Annotated in this window: 1 protein-coding gene; it reads left to right on the top strand. The window is 76.6% G+C overall.

Going from position 1 to position 1,437, the window contains the following annotated elements; translation table 11 throughout:
• Positions 1-1,437 (top strand): polyketide synthase dehydratase domain-containing protein (locus ACIRYZ_RS46540; protein ID WP_402955845.1); only part of this gene is annotated, 1,437 nt, incomplete at both ends.

Below are 1,437 nucleotides of genomic sequence, written 5' to 3'. Positions count from 1 at the left end.
CCCGGTCGACTGGACCGCCGTCCTGCCGGCCGGCGCCACCGACGGGCACCTGGACCTGCCCACCTACGCCTTCGACCACCAGCACTACTGGCTGCCGACCGGCGGCCCGGGCGCCACCGACGCCGGCTCGCTCGGCCTCACCGGCACCGACCACCCGCTGATCGGCGCGTTCGTCGAACTGCCCGGCGACGGCGGCCTGCTCGCCACCGCCCGGCTGTCGCTGCGCACCCACCCCTGGCTGGCCGACCACGCCGTCGGCCGGACCGTGCTGCTGCCCGGCACCGGCCTGGTCGAACTGGCCGTCCGGACCGGTGACGAGGTCGGCTGCGGCACCCTTGAGGAGCTGGTGATCGAGGCCCCGCTGGTGCTGTCCGAGCGGGGCGGCGTCCGGGTCCAGGTCACCGTCGGCGGCCCGGACGAGAACGGCGCCCGCACGGTCGCCATCCACTCGACCCCGGAGGACGCCGCAGGGGAGCCCTGGACCCGGCACGCCACAGGCCTGCTCACGGCGGCTGCCACCGCGCCCGCCGCCGGCTTCGCCGGCTTCGCCGGCACCGCCTGGCCGCCGCCCGGCGCCGAGCCGGTCGGGATCGACCCGGCCGAGTTCTACGCGGGGCTGCTGGCCCACGACTACGGCTACGGGCCGGTCTTCCGCGGCCTGCGGGCCGCCTGGCGGCGCGGCGACGAGATCTTCGCCGAGATCGCCCTGCCCGAGCAGGAGCACGGCAGCGCCACCGGCTTCGGCATCCACCCGGCGCTGCTCGACGCCGCCCTGCACAGCAAGGCGTTCCTCGCCGCGGGCGACGGGCGCACCATGCTGCCGTTCGCCTGGACCGGCCTGACGCTGCGCGCGGCCGGCGCCTCGGCGCTGCGGGTCCGGGTCACCCAGCCGACGCCCGACTCGCTGACCCTGCAGGCACTCGACCAGACCGGTGCGCCGGTCCTGACGGTCGACTCGCTGGTCTTCCGTCCGGTGACGGCCGCCCAGCTGGGCGCCGTGACCGGCCGCGGCGACGCCGGCTCGCTCTTCGGGGTCGACTGGACCCAGCTGCCCGCGAGCGGCGGGCCGGCGGTCGCGGCGCCCACCGCGGTGCGGCTGTCCACCGCTGAGGAGGTGGCGACCTTCGCCGACGACGTGCTCACCGGAGCCGTCGCCGCCCCGGACGCGGTGATCCTCGCGGCGGCCGGGAAGGGACCGGACGAGACCCCGCTGGACCTGACCGACCGGATCCTGGAGGTCGTGCAGACCTGGCTGGCGGGCGGCGGCTTCGAGCAGACCCGGCTGGTCGTGGTTACCCGGGGTGCGGTGCCGGCCGGTGGTGACGGGACGGTGACCGATCCCGCCGGATCGGCGGTCTGGGGCCTGGTCCGGGCCGCGCAGGCGGAGAATCCGGACCGGATCGTGCTGGTGGACTCGGACGAGGTGGAGATCGAGCA

It is taken from the genome of Kitasatospora sp. NPDC101155, assembly GCF_044768305.1.
Taxonomy (GTDB): domain Bacteria; phylum Actinomycetota; class Actinomycetes; order Streptomycetales; family Streptomycetaceae; genus Kitasatospora.
Note: the sequence above shows the minus strand (reverse complement) of the source record. Positions and strands in the feature narration are given on the sequence as shown.